Source organism: Mesobacillus sp. (assembly GCF_047739415.1).
Taxonomy (GTDB): domain Bacteria; phylum Bacillota; class Bacilli; order Bacillales; family Cytobacillaceae; genus Mesobacillus.
This window is the reverse complement of sequence record NZ_JBIQOE010000008.1, coordinates 1-18375: the sequence shown is the minus strand read 5'-3', so window position 1 is coordinate 18375 and position 18375 is coordinate 1. Positions and strand designations below refer to the sequence as shown.

General features: G+C 43.4%; 18 protein-coding genes. 2 read left to right on the top strand and 16 right to left on the bottom strand.

The genetic code is table 11. From position 1 onward, the window contains the following. Positions 1-40: 40 nt before the first annotated feature. The 3 genes from ACH0QE_RS00515 to ACH0QE_RS00505 all read right to left on the bottom strand — a co-directional run bounded on the left by ACH0QE_RS00515 (position 41) and on the right by ACH0QE_RS00505 (position 4808). A complete protein-coding gene (locus tag ACH0QE_RS00515) occupies positions 41-1396 on the bottom strand; it encodes an aspartate aminotransferase family protein (RefSeq protein ID WP_415798800.1) in 1356 nt (451 codons plus the stop codon). 38 nt (positions 1397-1434) lie between these two features. Continuing rightward, positions 1435-2901 (bottom strand): CoA-acylating methylmalonate-semialdehyde dehydrogenase, encoded by a 1467-nt coding sequence (locus tag ACH0QE_RS00510; RefSeq protein WP_415798799.1) that lies wholly within the window; start codon positions 2899-2901, stop codon positions 1435-1437. A 287-nt stretch (positions 2902-3188) separates the two neighbouring features. Further along, a complete protein-coding gene (locus tag ACH0QE_RS00505; protein ID WP_415798798.1) occupies positions 3189-4808 on the bottom strand; it encodes a PucR family transcriptional regulator in 1620 nt (539 codons plus the stop codon). A 246-nt stretch (positions 4809-5054) separates the two neighbouring features. Between ACH0QE_RS00505 and ACH0QE_RS00500 the strand changes: the two genes are divergently transcribed. Both ACH0QE_RS00500 and ACH0QE_RS00495 read left to right on the top strand, forming a co-directional pair. Next, positions 5055-5528 (top strand): CBO0543 family protein, encoded by a 474-nt coding sequence (locus ACH0QE_RS00500; protein WP_415798797.1) that lies wholly within the window; start codon positions 5055-5057, stop codon positions 5526-5528. After that, positions 5525-6019: a hypothetical protein gene (locus ACH0QE_RS00495; protein WP_415798796.1), complete on the top strand. Its 495-nt coding sequence runs from the start codon at positions 5525-5527 to the stop codon at positions 6017-6019. The genes ACH0QE_RS00500 and ACH0QE_RS00495 overlap by 4 nt, the downstream gene beginning before the upstream one ends. A gap of 52 nt (positions 6020-6071) precedes the next feature. On the opposite strand, the gene ACH0QE_RS00490 is transcribed toward ACH0QE_RS00495, so the two are convergent. The 13 genes from ACH0QE_RS00490 to ACH0QE_RS00430 all read right to left on the bottom strand — a co-directional run bounded on the left by ACH0QE_RS00490 (position 6072) and on the right by ACH0QE_RS00430 (position 18346). Beyond that, positions 6072-6299 (bottom strand): hypothetical protein, encoded by a 228-nt coding sequence (locus tag ACH0QE_RS00490; protein WP_415798795.1) that lies wholly within the window; start codon positions 6297-6299, stop codon positions 6072-6074. A gap of 21 nt (positions 6300-6320) precedes the next feature. After that, a complete protein-coding gene (locus ACH0QE_RS00485; protein WP_415798794.1) occupies positions 6321-6536 on the bottom strand; it encodes a hypothetical protein in 216 nt (71 codons plus the stop codon). 20 nt (positions 6537-6556) lie between these two features. Continuing rightward, on the bottom strand, positions 6557-8032 hold the full coding sequence (locus ACH0QE_RS00480) for an NCS1 family transporter (protein WP_415798793.1): 1476 nt from the start codon (positions 8030-8032) through the stop codon (positions 6557-6559). 224 nt (positions 8033-8256) lie between these two features. Beyond that, the gene (hydA, locus tag ACH0QE_RS00475) at positions 8257-9675 is read right to left on the bottom strand and encodes a dihydropyrimidinase (protein WP_415798792.1); all 1419 of its coding nucleotides are present in this window, start codon (positions 9673-9675) and stop codon (positions 8257-8259) included. Positions 9676-9916: 241 nt separating this feature from the next. Then, positions 9917-11203 (bottom strand): NAD-dependent dihydropyrimidine dehydrogenase subunit PreA, encoded by a 1287-nt coding sequence (gene preA, locus ACH0QE_RS00470; RefSeq protein ID WP_415798791.1) that lies wholly within the window; start codon positions 11201-11203, stop codon positions 9917-9919. Between the two features lie 21 nt (positions 11204-11224). Next, positions 11225-12598 (bottom strand): NAD(P)-dependent oxidoreductase, encoded by a 1374-nt coding sequence (locus ACH0QE_RS00465; protein WP_415798790.1) that lies wholly within the window; start codon positions 12596-12598, stop codon positions 11225-11227. An 85-nt stretch (positions 12599-12683) separates the two neighbouring features. Then, positions 12684-13574: a nitrilase-related carbon-nitrogen hydrolase gene (locus ACH0QE_RS00460; RefSeq protein WP_415798789.1), complete on the bottom strand. Its 891-nt coding sequence runs from the start codon at positions 13572-13574 to the stop codon at positions 12684-12686. Between the two features lie 339 nt (positions 13575-13913). Continuing rightward, a complete protein-coding gene (locus ACH0QE_RS00455; RefSeq protein WP_415798788.1) occupies positions 13914-14777 on the bottom strand; it encodes a phosphotransferase enzyme family protein in 864 nt (287 codons plus the stop codon). 373 nt (positions 14778-15150) lie between these two features. Further along, complete coding sequence (locus ACH0QE_RS00450; RefSeq protein WP_415798787.1) at positions 15151-15306, bottom strand: hypothetical protein; 156 nt, start codon at positions 15304-15306, stop codon at positions 15151-15153. Positions 15307-15332: 26 nt separating this feature from the next. After that, positions 15333-15581, bottom strand: coding sequence for a hypothetical protein (locus tag ACH0QE_RS00445; protein WP_415798786.1), 249 nt, complete (start codon positions 15579-15581; stop codon positions 15333-15335). A gap of 196 nt (positions 15582-15777) precedes the next feature. Further along, the gene (locus tag ACH0QE_RS00440) at positions 15778-17001 is read right to left on the bottom strand and encodes an MFS transporter (RefSeq protein WP_415798785.1); all 1224 of its coding nucleotides are present in this window, start codon (positions 16999-17001) and stop codon (positions 15778-15780) included. 91 nt (positions 17002-17092) lie between these two features. Continuing rightward, positions 17093-17740: an ArsR/SmtB family transcription factor gene (locus ACH0QE_RS00435; RefSeq protein WP_415798784.1), complete on the bottom strand. Its 648-nt coding sequence runs from the start codon at positions 17738-17740 to the stop codon at positions 17093-17095. Between the two features lie 144 nt (positions 17741-17884). After that, a complete protein-coding gene (locus tag ACH0QE_RS00430; RefSeq protein WP_415798783.1) occupies positions 17885-18346 on the bottom strand; it encodes a hypothetical protein in 462 nt (153 codons plus the stop codon). Between the last annotated feature and the right edge of the window lie 29 nt (positions 18347-18375).

The following is an 18375-nucleotide window of genomic DNA, read 5'->3' as shown; positions in this document are numbered from 1 at the left end:
CGTAATCCTAAAGGGATTACGAGTGCCATAGGTGATATTTTTACAAAATCGATTTCAGCTCTTCAGTCAGTGTCTGTATGATAAAATCAAGATCTTTCATTTCGATATTCAGTGGCGGAGCAAGGGTCAATACATTATTGTAACCGGCTACCGTGGCGCCGTTTTTGCCAATTATCAGACCCTTTTCCTTACAGCCGCCAATGACTTTGTTAACAAGCTCTGTTCCGAGCGGTTCCTTCGAATCCTTATCACTGACCAGCTCGATCCCGACGAGCAGTCCCTTTCCTCTCACATCTCCCACAAGCGGGTGATCCTTCAGCTTATCAGCAAGGCTTTGCTTTAAATAGGCGCCTAACTCGCTTGAACGATCAAAAAGCTGTTCTTTTTCCATGATTTCGAGGTTCTTCAAAGCCAGGGCACATGCCGCCGGGTTCCCTCCAAATGTGTTTACATGGCGGAAGTAATCGTATTCCTCTGATCCTTTAAAAGCTTCGTAGATATCCTTGCGAACCGCTGTGGCGGACAATGGCAGGTAAGCACTGGTGATTCCTTTTGCCATCGTGATGATATCCGGTTTGACTCCGTAATTCATGAACCCAAAAGGTTTCCCTGTCCTGCCGAATCCGCAAATGACCTCGTCAGCTATCAACAGGGCACCATGCTTTTCACAAACCTCTTTAACACCCTTCATATACTGATCCGGCGGAACGATGACACCGCCCCCAGTGATGATCGGCTCCATGATGACACCTGCAATCGTCTCGCCCAGCTCCCATGTCATCACTCGGTCTATATCCTTGACAGACTCTAGTTCAGCAGCTTCCGTGTCCTTCTTGTCAGCACCACGGTACAAATCCGGCGGTGCTACATGCAGGAATCCAGGAGCTAGTGGTTCGTATTTATATTTTCGTTGGGCCTGGCCAGTGGCTGCCAGGGATCCCATCGAATTCCCATGATAAGCCCGGTAGCGGGAAATAAATTTGTACCTGCCATGTTCACCATTTTGCTGGTGATACTGCCTTACCAGCTTAAATGCAGTCTCATTCGCTTCCGATCCACTATTCGAAAAGAAGATGACATATTCTTCACCAAGGAGCTCATTCAGTTTTTCAGCGAGTTTAATCGCGGGAATATGGCTCTGGCTCAGCGGAAAATAAGCCATTTGCTTTAGCTGCTTGTAAGCAGCATCCGCAAGCTCTGTCCTTCCATAACCAACATTCACACACCACAGGCCAGCCATACCGTCCAGATATCTTTTGCCTTTATGATCTGTCACCCATGAGCCTTCTGCCTTCTCGGCAATCAGGGTACTATCGGGGCTGTAAGGCTTCATGGAATGCCAGATATAATCGCGGTCTTTCGTCAGAAAATCTTCACCTTGCTTAATCTTTGTCATGCCTGCCCTCCTCCTAAGCTCTAAATATCGATGTGTCCTTAATAATCAAACCGGGAAGTAATCATTTTTTTACGCGTATAGAAGTTGACCCCATCTTTGCCGTTCACGTGAAGGTCTCCGTAGAAGGAATCCTTCCAGCCGGAGAATGGGAAGAAGGCCATTGTTGCCGGAACGCCAACATTGACTCCCAGCATTCCTGCGTCTGCTTCTTCTCGGAACTGTCGTATGGCTTTTGCATCCTTCGAATAAATGGTCGCACCATTTCCGAAACGGGATTTTCGAATATACTCAAGTGCTTCATCCAAATCCTCCGCTCTCAGCAAGCTTAATACCGGTGCAAATATTTCATCCTTTGCGATCTTCATGTCTGGTGTGACATGATCAAAAATGGTAGGCCCGAGGAAAGTTCCATCCTTGAACTCATCCATTTCATTCCGCCCATCCAGCAACAAGGTTGCTCCTTCTTCAACACCTTTTTCGATATATCCCAGTACCTTTTCACGATGGGAGTCCCTAATCACCGGTGTAAGCAGTACCTCTTCATCCAGACCATTTCCAATAACCAGCTCGTCTGCCTTCTGTTTTAGCGCCTGGACAAACTGATCTCCATCCCCGACCACAACGACGGCACTGCACGCCATGCAGCGCTGCCCCGCACTCCCATAAGCTGAGCTGATGATATGGTTTACCGCTTTTTCCTTATCGGCATCCGGCATGACAATATGGTGATTTTTTGCACCGGATAAAGCCTGCACACGCTTTCCTTGAGCTGCGGCCCTTTCATACACATACTTTGCAACCGGCTGAGAGCCAACAAATGAGATTGCCTTAACATCTTCGTGATCCAGCAATCCATTCACGACATCATGGGCGCCATGAACAATATTCAGTACGCCTTTTGGTGCACCTGCTTCCGTAAACAGTTCAACCAATTCATTTGCTAATAGGGGCGTCCGTTCAGACGGCTTCAGCACAAACGTATTACCACAGGCAATCGCAAGCGGGAACATCCACAACGGCACCATCATTGGAAAATTGAATGGAGTAATTCCACCGACAACACCAAGCGGGTAACGGAACATTTCCGAGTCGATATCCTCCGCGATATTGGATAGGCTCTCTCCCATCATTAATGTCGGGGCACCAGCCGCAAACTCCACACATTCGATTCCCCGCTGGACTTCTCCATGTGCTTCCTTAAAGGCCTTTCCATTCTCCTTGACGATCAGCTTGGCCAGCTTTTCATGGTTTTCCGTCAACAGGTGATGGTATTTATATAAAATTCGCGCCCTTTTCGGCACCGGAGTATTCTTCCACGTTTTGAACGCTTCCTTCGCAGCACTTACAGCAAGCTCTACATCGGCTTTTGAAGAAACAGGAACCGCAGCAAGCACCTCCCCTGTTGCCGGGTTCGGCACGTCAAGCGTTCCGGTACTCTGGGCATCCACCCATTCACCATTGATATAGTTCTTCAAAACAGCCGTTTCATTTTTAATCACCGTCATACTTTCGAAGCCTCCTTTATTTTTTCTAAATTTTTAAAAAACTTTTCCTATAATTAGATTATCTTTGATTTTCAACAAGCTTTCATTAGACATTATGTAAAATAACTGAGGCTGGAAATTGCACATAATGAAAAAGGGATTTACACAAAAACCAATCATCATATAAAAAAATGAACCGATAGAAAGATCTATCGGCATTTTAAAAGCTGAAAAACTCCTATTGCAAAAAGAATCTTATTAAATCACCTCTGTTCCACAAAAGGAGGGATCGTTCCACCCGCCATAATCTATAATGATTCCTGTTCGGCCCCTTTTACCTGCTTGGAGGACAGCAAGAATTCATATGAATGCAGCATGAATTCAATCGCGAGCCGCTTTTCATGGTTCATAAAATCCTTACCGAGCAGTTTTTCCAGTTTTTCAATTCGGTGGTATAGTGTTTGACGTACAACATAAAGGCGCTTCGCTGTTTCCTGCTTAGAGCCATTGCACGCTAAATACGTTTTCAGCGTTTCCATCAGCTTTCCATTGTACTTTTGATCATAGTTGATCACCGGCTCTAGATATTCATCAATAATTTCCTTCAAATCCAGATGCTTGTGGAGATGGGAAATGAGCCTGAAAATATGTAAGTCGTCGTAAAAGTAACTGCCCTCATGCTGGCTGCAGCGTTTCTGGATCCGAATTGTTTCCATGGCAGTTTGGTAACTAAAAGGAATATTTTTTAACTCTTCTACATACTTTCCGATTCCGAGTACTGGCCTGGACTTATTTTTGGCGATTTTAGTTTCATTTTGCAGCAGTTTCTGGATTCCTTCTTTCATTCGCTGCTTCCAGGTTCCAGTGTTTCTTTTATTGAGAAAAATAAAGATTAAATAATCTCTTTTTTCTATTGAAAACAGAGTGAAGCCCTGCTGCTCAAAAATCGTCCTCGTATAGAGCTTAAAATAAGTTAAGTCAACGTTGGAATAATGCTCAAATGGGTCCAGCCTGCACAAGCAGACAAAAGCCCCCTTTGGTTTAACCGCAGGTGTATGATAAGCAAGAAATTCCTGAATGGACTCCTCACTATACTCACCCTCAAGCCAGCTCATTAGCCACTCCGTTTCTTCCGCGTGCCTCTTTTCCTCAACATAATGCTTTCTTAACAGGAACTGGGCAAGGGCCGTAGCGCTCCGGTCTAGAATCAGCTGGTCAAAGTCAGTGATTTGCCTGTCCCTGGAAAGTATAATCAGCTCCGCTTTGCTGTCACCAAGGAGCTGAATGGGCATGCTTGCAACTGATGGCGAGGGAGAAGCCAATGCATGATTATCAATGATGTTTAATAGTTCATCCTTTTCTTTCTCGCTTACTTTCGGGGTGAATTGTATTTCATGATTGCCAAAGATTGTGACGACTTGAATATTTAAATATTGATGGATAAAAGTGAGGATTTCATTATGATCTTCAATCGTTAAAAGCTTCTTATTCAAGGCCTGTGAATAGCCTTCTAAGTCTGAAATCATTTGATATTGGTGATTGATAAGGAGAGTATGGATATCTTGGGTTATTTCGACAAACGGGACCTCTTGCTTAAAGAGGATGATCGGGAAATGATGCTCGTTGGCAAGGTCAATGATTTCCTGCGGCAAAAAAGATGTATAGGTCCCTATTTCAATACATAGCCCCGCCGCCTGCGATTCAATTAACTGCTCAACAACCGAAAGGAATAACACCTTGTCCTCCTTCCAGGCAAGACCTGTCGATAAAATCAGTTCATCACCATTCAATAGATTCCTGATTTTCGTCACATCAACAACATGAACCCATTTAACAATCCTGGCCAGTCCATCATGTCCAGCGACAACTTCAATATTTTCGAAGTGCTTTCTTTGCAAAAGGTCTTTTACTGAGATATAAGATTTCAAAGCAAAATCTCCTTTTCAATTAGGATATCCCCTACTATAAAAGAACCAAAATGCAATTTGTGTCGTTTTCTGTTTATTGAAATAAACACTTTTGCTGACATGACTTTTCATCCATATTGGATATGTTTTTTTAATTTGTAAATCGAATTTTTTCTTCAAAAACAATTTATCCATTATAAAATAGCTCTCGGGAAGAATACTAAAATACCGGCAATCATAAAGCCCAGCAACAGAGGAGATTATGAAATGGTTTTATTCCTTTATTTATTGATGAACGGAATTGCTATTATTTTTTTTATGAGGAAAAAAAAGGAGCTGCACATTCTTGAAATCCTGGCATATTGGTTTTTTGCATCTTATGTGGCCCAAAACTTCTCTGCCTTGTTCTATATGAATTTTAAAAATCTCTATATTCCTGAAAAACTGTCTTTTGAGTTTTCGCATTTCATCAGCAGAATCACTCTCTACCCTTTACTCATGGTGTTATTTTTAGATTATTATTTAAAAGCGAATAATTTGGTTAGAAAATTGTTGTTAATGTTGGGATTTGTCGTTCTTTTAACAAGTATAGAATGGCTAAATCACTTTTTAGGTGTTTTAGTTCATAAGAATTGGCAGTTCTGGTGGTCACCAGCCATCTGGTTTGCAGGGTTGCTATTGCTAATCGGTTTTATGAAAATATTCCGCATTTTATTATTTCGGGGTGGCGAATACAAATGAATGTAACTTTTGACTGGAATGAATGGTTCTTTATCATTTCTTCGTTTACGGCATTTTTTTTGTACTTGCCGATTCGAAAATACTTCTCGCCAATCATTGTCATTTTAATTTGGATGTATAACATATTCTTGGTTTCCACCATCGACTATTTTTTTATTGCGACTCCTTTTAAACTTTATTATTTTGGAGATAACCCAACGTATGAGCTTTCAGGGGCTTTATTTCATTTTTTCATGTATCCCTGTGCGTCTTTATTCTTCTTGTATATATATGATAAATTCGAACTGTATGGGCGGAAGACCGTTTGGTACATTCTCGCATGGACAGGGTTTGCTCTCTTTTACGAGTGGCTTAGTGTTAAAAATAATGCGTTGATTTATACTGGCTGGAAGTTTTACTATTCCATTCCCGTATATCCGCTGGCAGCACTCGCGTTAATTTTATTGTTCCATTTTTTCAAAAAGAAGCTTCTGGAAGTGTCTTATCGATAAAAAACGAATGAAAAAGAGGACTCTTATACAAAAGTCCTCAAACATACATAAATTATACAATATGTCCTTCCTGAATCTCACGCAGCATTTGTTCAAACTGCACTTGATAGTAAAAATCATCAATCTCCCAATTGTCCAAAATCCAATGAACCAGCTCGGCCGAAGAGTTGAACACCTCGCCGCTTGAATCTGCTTTCTTGATCATATACCGGCCATTGTCGTCATCGATTGTCACTTCACAAGGAAAAACATTGTCCCGGCATTTTAACATATATTCCATTGCTCAACCCTCCATTCCATTTTAGGCCCCTGCCTTTTGCTGCTTCAATAATAGGACTGAAAAATACTTTCGCGCATCCGGAGTAAGGATCTGCAGCGTTTCATTCTCGCCCTCGCCATTTTCAAACTCTACAAAAGCCCCGCTCAAATTCTCGGTTACATTTTTGATTCTGTACCCCTGTTGGACCATAAAATCAAGCCGGTCTCTCTCCTGTAAAAAATCCTGGTACTCTGACAAAGATTGCACGCTCCTTCCGATTATGTGTTTATAGGATTCGTGGCTTCTGGAACTACGACGGATTCAACACCTTCGTCGATGGTCCAATCGCGGCCCACTGTTATTCCGAGGTATTTTTCATCACTTGGATCCTCGATTTCAGCCTGCTTGTATTTCTCAAACCACCAGTATTTGGCCAGCACGTAGTAGGCAATTCCGCCAACGGCAAAGCCAACAAGGAACGAGTAGGATGGCATCAGATAAGCAGCAGCCCCGCCGACAACCCAGGCAATCAATCCGGCCATGTTGAAGCCATTCATGTATCTGAATTGTCCGTGCTCCTCATACAGGTCCTGGACATTTACACGCCTTTTGCGGAGTATATAATAGTCCGTGAACAAGATCCCAACGATTGCCGACAAGATTCCGCCGATGACAAGCAAGGCAGGGATGATAATGCCAAAAAGACTCCATGGCTGGACTATGATCCCAACAACACCGGCCATGATTACGCCCACCCAGAATGGAATCTTGGGACCGCCGACATTGGAGAAAATCGTTGCGGCAGGAATGACATTGGCGGAAGTATTGGTTGACCATTGAGCCAGCACAATCATCAGCAATAGAACGCCTAAAATAAAACCGCTTGCCGCCTGCTGGAGACCGACAACAGGATCATAATTCAGGACGGCCACATACGAAACGGCACCGATGATGACCATGAATGTATTTACAAGCGGCATGGCGATGATACTTCCGGCAATCTGAGCTTTATTACGCTTTAGCCAGTTTCGTTCATTTTTTGGCGCTTTGAAAAATCTCGATAAGGATGGCATATCTGCAGCAAGTGTTGCCCAGAATCCCATATTGGCCATGACTACAACCATGAAGGCTGTGAACGCTGCCCCTCCTGTCACCGGACTTTCCACCCACACCCAAATATCTCTTCCTTCAGCCAGTGCTTTATCTGATAATGAAACGTACATCCAGGACGAGATAATGATGATGATTGGCGCTGCCAGGTCGGCGAAACGCTCAACCGCCTTGATGCCGAGTGCAGTATTCACCAGCTGGACCGTTGCGAACAAGACGAAACAGATGAACCAGTTATCAAAGCCATACAATAAATTCAAGATTCCATTAATTGCTGTCGCTCCGAAATAGGTGTTGATGCCAAACCAGCAGGAAGCGGTAATTCCGCGTACCAGTGATGGTATATGAGTACCGAACGTCCCAAATGGCGCCCGCATATAAACAGGAAACGAGAGTCCATGTTCAACACCGATATCACCGATGATTGTCATGAAAATACCAATTGCCACTGAACCAATAAGCGTTGCCACGATTACCCAGCCTAGAGGCAAGCTTTGGATCCCTGAGCCGCCAATCGCAAACGCAGCCAAAACAACAGCCATGCCAACCCAGATAACTGCAAAACCAAATGCACTAATTTTCCTGTCGCCATGGGAGATGGGCAACAAGTCGGGCGACTTTAAGTAACTTCCTTTTTTGCTCATTCAGACACCCCCACATAAAGTTTACTTAATTTTCTGAATTACAAAGTCAAAGAGATATCAACCAACTCATGATTATATCTTCACGTACACCTCCTTTAAAAATGACTTGTAAGACGATTAATAACGGAATAACCAGCAGCAAGAGAATCCCCCTCTCGCTGCGGTTAGTTGAACTGGATGGCTGCCTCGAAATCTAAAAAATATATTGCAGGGTGCCTTGCGAGTTATAGAGTGAGAGATTCCTTCGTTAGATTCGCTTTGGTTTCGCCATATTTAGCGCGCTTCAGGTACTGGCCTGCCCCTGGTTTTCCAACGAAGGTTTTATCCCGTATGACAAATTCTCCCCTAGATAGCACCGATACAGGCTCCCCAGTCACCTTCATTCCTTCAAACGCACTATAATCAACCGCCATATGGTGGGTCTCAGCCGAAATTGTCCTCTCCACAGTTGGATCAAATACCACGATGTCAGCATCCGCTCCAACAGAAATCGTTCCTTTCTTTGGATACAGGCCGAACAGCTTTGCCGCCCTTGTAGATGTCACATCAACAAATTGGTTGAGAGAAATCCTTCCCTTCAGCACCCCCTCAGAGAAAAGAATCGATACCCGGTCTTCAACGATCGGCCCGCCATTTGGGATCTTGGAGAAGTCACCACGGCCCAGCTCCTTTTGACCTTTGAAATCGAACGAGCATTGGTCTGAACCTACAGTTTGAAGCTGCCCAGTCTTTAATGCGTTCCAAAGCACCTCCTGATTCCACTTTTCTCGTAATGGCGGTGACCAAACATACTTTGCGCCTTCAAAGTTCGGCTTTTCCAGATAAGACTGATCAAGCACCAAATACTGCGGGCACGTTTCACCCCACACATTAATTCCCTTATTCCTCGCTTCTGCAATTTTCCTGGCTGCATCCGCGCAGGATACGTGAACGACATAAAGCTGGGAGTTCGCGAGTCCAGTGAAAGTCGCAGCCCGTTCAGTCGCTTCTCCCTCGACCTCAGCCGGCCTCGTCAGGGCATGGTAAATCGGATCAGTATTGCCCTGGGCCAGTGCCTGCTTTGTCAAATACTCAATGACATCGCCATTCTCGGCATGGACCATGACAAGGGCACCCAGCTCTTTCGCAGCCAGCAATGTCTTAAACAGCGTTTCATCATCGGCCTGCAGAACATTCTTATAAGCCATGAAAACCTTGAATGATGTGATGCCCTCCTCATCAATGACAGCAGGAAGCTGGTTAAGGACCTCATCATTGATTTCACCAATCATCAAGTGGAAGCCATAATCAATGACCGACTTCTCCTTCGACTTGGCGTGCCAGGTATTGATGGCATTTTGCAAAGGAACCCCTTTTTCAGTCAAGCAAAAATCAATGACAGTTGTCGTGCCGCCAAAGGCAGCAGCAATCGATCCTGTTTCAAAATCATCCTTCGTAACCGTACCTCCAAAAGGCATCTCAAAATGAGTATGCGGGTCAACACCGCCCGGGAATAGATAGCAGCCAGCCGCATCAACGACCTCCGCTCCCTGGACATCAATATTGTCAGCAATCATGCTGATCACACCTTTTTCAATCAACACATCCGCATGGAATGTATCCGTTGCGGTCACGATGGTTCCACTCTTTATTACTTTTTTCATCAAATTTCCTCCTCAAAAGAAAGGTAGTGAGTATTAGAAGCTCAGTTATGTTCATTACTGGTTTTTTGAGTTCCTTTTTGGGCATCTGGATCCCGATTTTGATCCCTTTTGCTTGCACACCTGTACTATTCGGGCAAGCAAACCATGGGTCAGTTCCTTTCAGCCGGCTCACGAGCACTCTTTGGGGACGCAATTCATGGTTTCGTTCCCTTTCGCCGACCTGCACTCTTTGGGCACTTAATCACTTAGTAACCGGATCCACTCCGCAAGCCAGCACACCAAGTGCTGCCTGGCGTTCATTCCAGGTCATTGGCGGCAGCTCACTCTTCAGCTCGACCATATCGATCGCTCCATCAACCGGGCAGACGATCGAACAGAGGTTACAGCCGACACAATCCTCTTCGCGCACCTTCAGGTAGCTGTTTCCATTGTCGTCCTTGAGCATATCAATGCACTGATGCGAGGTATCCTCACAGGCAATGTGGCACTTATTGCAGTTAATGCACGTCTCATTATTGATTCGCGCAACGACCTTGTAGTTCAGGTCAAGGTCACCCCAGTCAGAGTATTTCTGGACAGATTTGCCGACAAGCTCAGATACCGAGGCAATTCCCTTTTCATCAAGATAATTATTTAACCCTTCAATCATATCTTCCACAATCCGGAAGCCATGGTGCATCGCTGCGGTACAAACCTGGACTCCTGTAGCACCCATAAGCATAAACTCAACCGCATTCTCCCAGTTGGAAATCCCGCCGATTCCGGAAATAGGGACATTGATCCGTGGATTTCGAGCACAATCCCCTACCATATGAAGGGCGATTGGCTTTACAGCTGGACCGCAATAACCGCCGTGCGCTCCTTTACCACCAACATGCGGAACGGTATCCCATGTATGGATATCGACCGCGGCCAGACTGTTGATCGTGTTGATCATGCTGATTGCGTCGGCTCCGCCTTCGACCGCTGCCTCAGCCGTCACCGTGATATCCGTGATATTCGGTGTCAGCTTAACGATAACCGGAGTCTTGGCTACTTCCTTCACCCAGTAAGTCTGCTTCTGGACTAGCTCAGGCACCTGGCCGGATGCTGCACCCATGCCCCGCTCCGCCATTCCGTGCGGACAGCCAAAGTTCAGTTCGAGCCCATCGACACCTACATCCTCCACCCGCTTCACAATCTCATGCCATTTTTCCTGCTTAGGCTCGACCATCAAAGACGCGATGATCGCATGGTTCGGAAACTTCTTCTTCGTTTCATAAATTTCTTTTAAATTCACCTCAAGTGGACGGTCGGTGATCAATTCAATATTGTTAAAACCCGCCACTCTCTGGCCGTTGAAGCTGACCGCCGCAAAGCGGGAAGAAACGTTCAGGATTGGGTCTCCCAGCGTCTTCCAGACAGCGCCGCCCCACCCTGCTTCAAAGGCACGCTGAACCTGGTAGCCCGAATTGGTTGGAGGAGCAGAAGCTAACCAAAACGGATTCGGCGACTGGATTCCCGCCAAATTAATACGTAAATCTGCCATACACTTACCTCCCTTTGTTTGTTAGGCTGTTTCCGGGACTGTACTCGACACCAGCTGGTGAATCGCGTAAGCCGTGTCCTTTCCCTGCTGGGCTGCTGAAACGACCATTGCTTCACCCTGACCTTTCCCAAAAATGACATCCCCACAGGCGAACACTTTTTGATTCGAGGTTTGATACGTTTCCGGATTAATCTTGACGACACCGCCGCTATGCTCCAATCCAAATTGTTCGAGCAGGCCGACATATCTTGATTGGCCAATCGCCTTGATGACCGCATCCACTTCTAATATGAACTCCGATCCTTCGAGGGGAACCGGACGCCGGCGGCCATCTTGACCTGCTTCACCTAGTACCATCTTCACGCACTCAATCGCCTTGACCTTCCCATTTTCGTCGCCAATGATTTTCAACGGCGCAGTAAGCCAGCGGAATTCCACGCCATCCTGCTTGGCGAATTCATATTCAAAATCGTAAGCCGTCATTTCTTCTACAGTACGGCGGTAAAGGATTTTCACGTTTTCCGAACCAAGACGGACCGAACAAGTCGCACCATCGATCGCTGTATTCCCGGCTCCAATTACAACAGCTTTTTTTCCTAAAAATTGACTGTCGATTGGTTTCGTTTTTGTGGCCTTGACGAACTCAATCGCATCATACACTCCATCCAGGTCTTCACCATCTATCCCGAGCTCCGGCACTTTTGACATTCCGACAGCTAAAATGACGATGTCATGCTGGTCCATGATTTCTTCGACGGAAATATCGACTCCGACTCTTGTATTCGTACGGATTTTGACATCAAGGCTTTCAACCTGCTTTACTTCCCAGAAGGAAATGTTCTGCGGAAGTCTGAAAGACACAATCCCGTAAGTGTTCAATCCTCCTGCTTTGTCCTCCGCCTCAAAAATCGTCACATCATATCCAAGCAAAGCTAGCTCCCTTGCAGCCGACAACCCGGCAGGACCGCCGCCGACAACCGCAACCTTCTTTCCATTCTTCTCTCCAGCCTGGAATAGCACCTGATCATTCCTGATCGCCCAGTCCGTCGCATAACGCTGCAGATTTCCGATCATGATTGGTTTTGTCGAATGGTTGAGCACACATGCCCCCTCACATAGCTCCTCTGTTGGACAGACACGGGCACAGCTGGCTCCAATCGGGTTCGCTGTCATGATCGTTTTCGCCGAGCCCTTCAGATTACCAGAAGCAATCTTTTTGATAAAAGTCGGGATATCAATCCCCGTCGGACAGGCCTGGATGCACGGAGCGTCATAGCAATACAAGCAGCGATTAGATTCCTCTATAGCTTCCTGATTCGTCAGGCCAGGATGCACTTCCTGAAAATTAACCTGCAAATCTTCATAAGAAATTTTCGAGACATTTCCTTTGCTCACTCAAACAACCTCCCTTTTTAGAAATTCGTACAGAAAGAGGGCTTTACCTCCTGCCAATGTAAAGCCCTTCCTGTTGTCTTGAATCTTATGGTAAAAGTGCCGTCATCTCCTCATACGTTTCCGGACGGCGGTCACGGTAGAACTGCCATGTATCACGGACTTCCCTGATCAATTTCTTATTCATTTCTCCAATGATGACTTCATCCTTGTCCCGGCTTCCCATCGCGACAAAATTGCCCCTCGGGTCGACAAGGTAAGACTGTCCGTAAAACTCGCCCATGTTCCAAGGGTCTTCAAAGCCTACACGGTTGATCGCGCCAACATAATAGCCATTCGCAACCGCATGTGCTGGCTGCTCCAGCTTCCATAGGTATTCAGATAGACCTGCAACAGTGGCAGAAGGATTCAGGACGACTTCAGCGCCCTTCAGCCCTAGTAATCTAGCACCCTCAGGAAAATGTCGGTCGTAGCAAATATAGACCCCAACCTTTGCGAACGCCGTGTCGAAAACCGGATAGCCTAGATTTCCAGGTTTGAAATAGTATTTCTCCCAGAAACCGCAGCCCTGGTCGCCAACCCCTACATGCGGGATATGCTGCTTCCTGTATTTTCCGAGATACGAACCATCCGCATCGATTACCGCCGCAGTATTATAGTAGGTGGCGATTCCTTCTCTCTCGTAAATAGGCAGGACAATGACAACGCCCAGCTCCTTAGCCAGCTCCTGGAACAGCTTTGTCGTCGGGCCATTCGGAATCTCTTCAGCGGCGTCATACCACTTTGAATTCTGTTCGGAGCAGAAATATGGCCCATAGAAGATCTCCTGAAGACAGATGATTTGTGCACCTTTATCCTTCGCTTCCCTGACCAGCCTAAGATGCTTTTCGATCGCCTTTTGCTTATGAACCTCCACCGGTTCATTTCCATCCACATCATTGGAAGCCTGGATGAGTCCAATTTTTACAGTGTCCGACATTTTCAGATCCTCCTCTTATATAAAAATGAATATTTGTCGTTATTTGTAAACGCTTACATAATTCGTGATGAAACGACAATTTTCCTGAGAGTTAATATCCTATGTACAACTAACCCTCCTCTGTGTATTTTCTGAATAATTAGAAACTTATGTTTATTTTACAATTTCCTTTTACTGTTTGCATTATACATAATGTTAAAAGATGTACAGTCAATACTAATCACTTTGTAAGATATCAATGGAAAAACCAGAAAGGATAGAATCCTTCCTGGCAGACATAAAATATTGAAAGGCGATATATCTTCTTCAATACCAAGCCTTGTAAGTATGTCCCCGACTTTACAGTAAAAAACTTTTTAATCTTGCTAAATTTTCTTCCAGAAATAAAGCATTTTTCTCAATTCCTCGACGTTTACACCACCCAATACTATTGAAAGCATCTGTAAACTGATAAAAAGGCAGGACAATTTCTAAATCAATCAATGGTCTGATACTGTTATAGCCCTCACGAAAGGCTTTATAGAGGGTAGTATCGAAAGATAAAAAATCACGGTACAGTTTGGTAAAATCAATTTCTGTCGAACCAAAGCGTACACTCTCAAAATCAATCATTCCTGAAACTTGATCACCATCAACGATTATATTGCCAGGGCGAAAATCCATATGTACAAAACTTGGGCCGTCTGGAGATGGCAGCTTGTGCTTCATTTGCTCGTATTTTTCAATCGCTTGAGTATATAATTGTGGATCCAAAACATTCTTTACGTCCTCAGCAAAACTATAAAATTGCTGCTCAACAAAATCAGACCAGTTCGCAAATTCATTTTTTATGCCAGTTAAATTTCGAACAACAGGCGGCCCAATTGTATGCATCTGGGCTTGAAGAACTCCAACCTGAAAAGCTACTGTGGGCGAAGCCTCAAGGGTTAACGGTTTTCCTTTTAATTCAGATAATAAAAAAGCGCCCGGACATTCATCATCACCAGACCAATAATCCAACATTTCAGGAATGGAAACCCTATCTTTTAATATTTCATAGGCTTCCAACTCACGCTGAAACTTTAATGTTGTATAAGGAATTTTCAAAAAAACATTTTGACCTTTCGTCAAAGTACATTTATAGACGGTAGAACTATGTGAATCTTCTACCTCGTTTATTGATTCTACCTGCAATCCAAATTGCTTAATGACTCGATTTAACATAAAACTTCTCCTCAATTTTTATTTCTTTGGTTTCTCTCTATTGATTTAATCAGTCAACTCTTTTAGTTAAAAGATGTAAAAAGCCACCTTAATGGCAGCTGAAAAAAATGAATTTTATTTTTCCACTGTAATAGGAAACCTGTGGGATGTATCTCCTTCCAAAACAATCTTATATTCATCTTCGTTAAGTTCAACAATTGAAAGGCTTGTGTCGTGTAGGTATGGGGGATCCCAAAGTTTTTCAATCGGTGAATTTTTAACAATTGTAATAGTAAATGGAGATGTCCACCACCAAAACAAATAGAAGGTCCCTTTCCAACAACAATGCTTTGGCTGTTGAATGTATGAACCTCATTGATCGACCAATAAAGGTTTAATTCTTTTTATTATTAATTTTATTATAGATTGCTATTAGTACCGCCAGTATTGCTCCTAATATAGCACCTATACCGGGTTGTTCTGAAAACATTCCTATAAAATATCCAATGATGGCACCGATTACTATAAACCTTATTAATTCTTGTGGCATTTACTTACCTCCAGCTTCATTTCAAATTAAATCATTAAGTAATCAATAAGAACCCCTGAAAATATTAATAAAATGCCAAACAAGAAGTTTACTTGCTTCTCATTTATTTGTGTTTTTTCAAGAATATAGATTGGAATTCCTATTGAAACAAGGAACTGGATACTATTTATAAGGAAATTTTCTTGGGAAATCATTATATTAGGGTAATACTGATAAATACCTGAAACCAATCCGAAAATAAAAAGCATCAATGGTATTCTTAATTTCCACTTCACTCTTTGTTCATCTCCTAACTAAAAATAAGCACTCTACGATCTTTATAAGATTTGTTATTTAAAGATTTGCTGTGTACTATTAACCTAATTTCTCAAAGATTTTATATAACAATAGTTCTACAATATTGGTAGAAATTCCTTGTTAATTGTCTCAATAAAAAAGTGCACCACCCCTATGAGGTGATGCACGCTCTAATTAACTTTTCATCGTTTCTTTCAACCGCACTTTTGAAAGTACTCCTGCTATAAATGGAAGAAATGCAACTAAACCGATGGCCCAATTGACTCCTAGAATATCTGCTATGATTCCTGCCATTAATGCACCGAATGCATAACCGCTGTCACGCCAGAAACGGTATACTCCCATTGAGGAAGCTCTCCAGTCTGGCTCGGCAACATCACTGATCGCAGCTTGCAGAGTTGGATACACCATGGCAGTGCCGAGACCCAATAAAAGAGCTCCTATAATCCATAGTGTAAATTGATTTGCAACGAGTATTAACCACAGTGCAGCGGCTTGTGTCCACATGCCATATGTGATCAAAACTTTTCTGCCAATCTTATCGCTTAATGTACCGGTAAACAATTGAAATATGCCCCAGGCAGCTGGATATACCGCAACAATGGTACCGATTTGGCCAACGGATAATCCAGCAGTCGCGAAGTAGATCGGGAAAAGACCCCAGGCCATCCCATCCTTAAGATTCGTTGATAATCCTGCAAAACTAATGGTCGATAGATTCTTGTTTTTCCAGGTTGTTAAAGCAAATACTTCTTTTGCGGACCGAGTTATTCCTGAATTGACGGTTCCACTATTATTAATCTGAAGTTTCAAATGCTCTCCCGTATCCTTGACGATCAACGATAGGATAATCCCGGTCACAACAATCCCTATTCCAATGTAAAAAGGCTCCGGCCTTAATGAATAAGATGATGCAATATATCCAGAAACAGCCGCCATGATCGCTACTCCTGAATAGCCGGCAAACTCATTCAAACCTACTGCGGTACCGCGCTGGGTCTCTTTAGAAATATCGATTTTCATATTCACGGTCATCGACCATGCTAGTCCCTGGTTAATCCCCAGCAGGATATTCGCAACAATGATGACCCACCATGCGTTTGCAAATATAATAAGGATTGGTACGAAAAGACCTACAAACCAGCCGAGCAACAATACTTGCTTACGTCCAAGCCGATCTGCAATTTGTCCTGCGAAATAGTTTACAATTGCCTTAGAAAATCCAAAACTGATAATGAATGATAACGCAGCACTTGCAGATGCCAGTCCGAACTGCTCTTCCCCAAGTAAAGGAAGAACGGTACGCTCAATCCCGACCATTGAACCTACGAACAGATTCGTCACGACCAATAGGACGAATTGAATGATGTTTTCCTTGATCCCGATTTTAGGTTGCATCCTAATCACCTCCGAATAGAAAGCCTGAAAAAATCTTCAGGCTTCTAAAAATTACTTTTCAACACTTTTTAAGCTGGATCATGTGTTTCAGCTAGTGTTGGATTTGTTTCCACTCATTTATTCCTGCATCAAGCAATGTCGCTTGAAACCCCCTGGATTTTAACAGCTCAACTGCTTCAGTAGCATAAACACAATATGGACCACGGCAGTATGCCACAATTTCTTTATCTTTCGGCAATGATTCCAGGTGTGCTTCAAGTTCCGAAATCGGTATCGATAAGGCATGTGGCAAATGGCCATGCTTATATTCTTCAAATGGTCTTACGTCTAGTAATGTGACAGCATCCTTATTCAACTTTTCACCTAACTCTTCTAACGAAATAGGAATTAGTGATTTTTCTCTTAGAATGTGTCCTTCTCTTACAATCTTCACATCTGATATTCGCTCCTCAGCCGTTCCTCTTAACGCCAATACAAGCATCAACACTTGTTCACTGGCCAAACGGTAGATCACATAGTTTTTGTCTTTTGAAAAGGTGACGAGCTTAGACTCAAGCAATGCTTGCAAATGCTTAGAGGTATTCGCTATGCTCATGCTCGTATCTGCCGCCAGAGCTTCTACAGCTTTTGGACCTTGTGTCAGCAGGTCCAGAAGTTCGATTCTCTTTGGACTGGAGATTGCCTTTCCAATTCGAGCAAACTCACCATATATAAAATCTTTGAATTCCCGAGCCTCCATATAGACCACCTCACAACATAAATTAAACTATTCAACTGATTAGTTGAATTTTAACATTCGGACAATCTCTTTGTAAATACCTTTACTTAAAACTAAAAAACCATGCCAAATAATTATCCTGTTGGCATGGTTAATTCTTAAAAATTATTTCCATAATTTTAATTTAGCAACACCAATCGTAATGAAAACACTAATAATACCCGACAAAATGTACACATATGAAAAATAAAATGCTTTAGTTTTCCATTGAATGAAAGGAACTACTGAAGTAATATCCCATCCTGATAAGAACCTTGGTACAAACAGTAAACCCAAAAGAAATATGATTACCCTCTCACATATCACAGGAACTAGACTGATCCATAATCCTTCTTTTGTCGATGAATGACTAATCCTTACATATATTCCCGCAATCACGTAAGGTACCACAATCAACATTACAGAGACAAAATACTTTACATAAAGTCTATTCTCCTCGTTAAATCGATGCCTGTTATTCCCTAAATATTCTGTTTCGGGAAATATTAAAAAACCTGTTACTGCAGAAAGATATAAGGTTATGAAATAAGAAAATGTAATGATAAACCAACCACCTACATACTTCATTTTCCTCTCTCCTCAAGTGTGTATTAAAA

What these genes read in the sequence shown, in the direction of transcription:
- ACH0QE_RS00515 (WP_415798800.1), bottom strand. Translation starts at nt 1,396, where the DNA reads ATGACAAAGATTAAGCAAGGTGAAGATTTTCTGACGAAAGACCGCGAT.
- ACH0QE_RS00510 (WP_415798799.1), bottom strand. Translation starts at nt 2,901, where the DNA reads ATGACGGTGATTAAAAATGAAACGGCTGTTTTGAAGAACTATATCAAT.
- ACH0QE_RS00500 (WP_415798797.1), top strand. Translation starts at nt 5,055, where the DNA reads ATGGTTTTATTCCTTTATTTATTGATGAACGGAATTGCTATTATTTTT.
- ACH0QE_RS00495 (WP_415798796.1), top strand. Translation starts at nt 5,525, where the DNA reads ATGAATGTAACTTTTGACTGGAATGAATGGTTCTTTATCATTTCTTCG.
- ACH0QE_RS00490 (WP_415798795.1), bottom strand. Translation starts at nt 6,299, where the DNA reads ATGGAATATATGTTAAAATGCCGGGACAATGTTTTTCCTTGTGAAGTG.
- ACH0QE_RS00480 (WP_415798793.1), bottom strand. Translation starts at nt 8,032, where the DNA reads ATGAGCAAAAAAGGAAGTTACTTAAAGTCGCCCGACTTGTTGCCCATC.
- hydA (WP_415798792.1), bottom strand. Translation starts at nt 9,675, where the DNA reads ATGAAAAAAGTAATAAAGAGTGGAACCATCGTGACCGCAACGGATACA.
- preA (WP_415798791.1), bottom strand. Translation starts at nt 11,203, where the DNA reads ATGGCAGATTTACGTATTAATTTGGCGGGAATCCAGTCGCCGAATCCG.
- ACH0QE_RS00460 (WP_415798789.1), bottom strand. Translation starts at nt 13,574, where the DNA reads ATGTCGGACACTGTAAAAATTGGACTCATCCAGGCTTCCAATGATGTG.
- ACH0QE_RS00455 (WP_415798788.1), bottom strand. Translation starts at nt 14,777, where the DNA reads ATGTTAAATCGAGTCATTAAGCAATTTGGATTGCAGGTAGAATCAATA.
- ACH0QE_RS00450 (WP_415798787.1), bottom strand. Translation starts at nt 15,306, where the DNA reads ATGCCACAAGAATTAATAAGGTTTATAGTAATCGGTGCCATCATTGGA.
- ACH0QE_RS00440 (WP_415798785.1), bottom strand. Translation starts at nt 17,001, where the DNA reads ATGCAACCTAAAATCGGGATCAAGGAAAACATCATTCAATTCGTCCTA.
- ACH0QE_RS00435 (WP_415798784.1), bottom strand. Translation starts at nt 17,740, where the DNA reads ATGGAGGCTCGGGAATTCAAAGATTTTATATATGGTGAGTTTGCTCGA.
- ACH0QE_RS00430 (WP_415798783.1), bottom strand. Translation starts at nt 18,346, where the DNA reads ATGAAGTATGTAGGTGGTTGGTTTATCATTACATTTTCTTATTTCATA.